The 2574-nt window shown below is 74.7% G+C and carries 2 protein-coding genes; one reads left to right on the top strand and one right to left on the bottom strand.

Features of this window, described 5'->3' with window-relative positions:
* Window positions 1-109 precede the first annotated feature (109 nt).
* Window positions 110-1042 carry an ion transporter gene (locus ACWGDE_RS38085; protein ID WP_453393664.1) on the bottom strand — a complete coding sequence of 311 codons (933 nt, stop codon included), beginning with the start codon at window positions 1040-1042 and terminating at the stop codon, window positions 110-112.
* Between the two features lie 220 nt (window positions 1043-1262).
* On the opposite strand from ACWGDE_RS38085, the gene ACWGDE_RS38080 reads away from it, so the two are divergent.
* The coding region (locus tag ACWGDE_RS38080; RefSeq protein WP_453393663.1) for a CoA transferase at window positions 1263-2574 on the top strand (1312 nt) is incomplete at its 3' end.

Genomic DNA, 2574 nt, shown 5'->3' with positions numbered 1-2574 from the left:
CACCCGGCGGCTCCCCGCGTCCACGGCCGGGCTCCTGCCGCGGGCCTCCCTGCCGCGCGCCGACTTGCCGCGGGCCTCCCTATCGCGCGCCACCTTTCCGCGCGCCTCCCTACCGCGCGCCCGCCGAGGCATGGGCCGACGGGGTGGGCACCGCGGCCGCGTCCGCCGTCGCCCGCGCCGCGTTCGCCGGGGAACCGAGCTGCGCCTCCATGTCGTCGAGGGCGCCGCGCACGGCCGCGATCCGCAGCAGCAGTTCGTCGGCGGCGTCGGTGCCCGACTCCGCGGCCTGCTCGGCCCGCCGGCTCTGCTCCTCCATCTCCCGCGCCTCCTCGAGGGCGTTGAGGACGACCCCGATCAGCACGTTGACCAGGACGAAAGAGGCGAGGAGCACGTAGGAGGCGTAGTAGAGGAGGCTGAACGGGGACACCGCGAGCCCGGCGTGGACGGCGTCCCCGAGCCCTTCGAGGGTCATCAGGAGGAACAGGGTCAGCCCGGCCCGGCCGATCGACCCGTAGTGGCCGGGGTCGTGGCCGGCGAAGCAGATCCATCCGATCATCGCGTACACGTACAGGATCAGGGCGCCCACGAACAGGAAGCTGACGGTGCCCGGCAGGCTGCGGCCCACGGCCACGAGCAGCACCCGCAGCTGGGGCATGAACTTCGCGGTGCGCAGGACGCGCGCGAGCCGCAGCAGCCGCAGCAGCGTGGTGTTCTCCCGCAGGAACGGGATGAAGGCCGAGGAGACGACCAGCAGGTCGAAGACGTTCCAGGGGTCCCGGAAGAAAGCTTTCGGCCGGTCGGCGTGCGCGCCCAGGCGGATCAGCATCTCCAGGGTGAAGGCCGCCACGCAGAAGTGCTCGGTCATCGCGAGCAGCCGGCTGTACTCGGCGGACAGACCGCTGTACGTCTCGATGCCCAGGAGTAGGGCGTTGAAGAGGATCACCGCGAAAACGGCGAGCGAGAACGCGGGCGCCTCGCTCACGGCACGGCAGTGTGCGGCGAGCCTTCTGCGCCTGGTGTCCACCGCGGTCGGGTCGGTCATCATGCTCCCTCGTACGGGCCGCCGGCCGCCCCCGCTCCGCACGCGCGGGCGTGCGCCGCGACGGAAGACGAGGCTGCCGAGGCGGTGTTCATGTTCCGCGTCGTGTAACGCGGGTTGACGCGAATCGAGACGCCCTCGCGCCCTACATCGCCCGATCGGGTAACGGAGCTGCGCACCAGGTCACTGGCCGTACGGGGGCGAGGTCGCGCAGGATGACCCCATGACGAGTGATGACGGTGGGACGGCGCAGGCATGGGCCGCGCTGGGAGGGGCCGGCGCACTGGCGGGACGGGTGGCCTACCGCGGTGCGAGCGGCCTGGGTGACGGGCCGCTGCCCGTACGGGAACTCGCCCGCGCCACGGTCGGCGCGTGCGCGCTCGCCGCGGCGGAGCTGTCCGCCGTACGGGCGGGTGGCGGGCCGGACGACGTGGCCCCGCTCGTCGTGGACGAAGGCGCCGTGGCCACGGCCTTCGTCAGCGAACGCCACCTGCTGGTGGAGGGGAGGACGCCGGTGACGTTCGCGCCGCTGTCCGGCTTCTGGCGGTCGGCCGACGGCTGGGTGCGGACGCACGCGAACTACCCGCACCACGAGGCCGCGCTGGTACGGGCCTTGGGCGCGGGGACGCGCGAGGGCGTCGCGGAGGCGGTCTCCCGCCGGGCGGCCGTGGACGTGCAGGAGGCGGTGTACGCGGAAGGCGGTCTGGCGGTGGCCGTCGCCCGGGAGTACGGGGAGCCGCAGCCGCTGGCGGAGCTGTGGGATTCGGGCGGCCGCGGGCGGGTGCTGGGCAGGAGCGCGGCCGGGCTGCCGCTGGAGGGCGTACGGGTCCTGGACCTGACCCGGGTCATCGCCGGGCCGGTGGCCACCCGGACCCTGGGACTGCTCGGCGCCGACGTGCTGAGGATCGACTCGCCGCGGCTCCCGGAGTCGGACGACGCGTACGCGGACACCGGCTTCGGGAAGCGGTCCGCGCTGCTGGACCTGGACGCGGCCGCGGACCGGGCGGTGTTCGAGGAACTGCTCGACGGGGCGGACGTGGTGGTGACGGGCTACCGGCCGGGGGCGCTGGCCCGGCACGGCCTCGGTGCCCGCGAACTCCTCGCGGACCGGCCGGGGCTGGTCGTCGCCGAGCTGTGCGCGTGGGGATGGCGGGGAACCTGGGCCGGACGCCGGGGCTTCGACTCCCTGGTCCAGGCGGGTTACGGGATCTCCGCGGCCTGCGGGGACGAACAGGGCCCCGGGGTACTGCCGGCGCAGGCACTGGACCACGGAACGGGGTACCTGGTGGCGGCCGGTGTCCTACGGGCGCTCGCGGACGGCGGCGGGCGCGGACTGCGGTTCTCGCTGGCCGGAACGGCGTCGTGGCTGGTCCGCGAGGTACCGGGAGCCGGAGCCGCCGTACCCGGCTACACGCCGGAGCCGTGGCTGCGCGAGACCGGATCGGGATACGGGAAGCTGCGCCACGCGGCGTCCCCGCTCGGGGCGGTGGCCGGTGCCGGGGCCTGGGGGCGGGGTCCCTCCCGGTGGGGCACCG

The sequence above is a fragment of the Streptomyces sp. NPDC054956 genome (assembly GCF_053609185.1).
The sequence above is the reverse complement of the archived record's forward strand: the minus strand, read 5'-3'. Positions and strand labels throughout refer to the sequence as shown.

Excerpts from the sequence above, each read along its gene's own strand:
- ACWGDE_RS38085 (WP_453393664.1), bottom strand. The coding sequence starts at position 1,042 with ATGACCGACCCGACCGCGGTGGACACCAGGCGCAGAAGGCTCGCCGCA.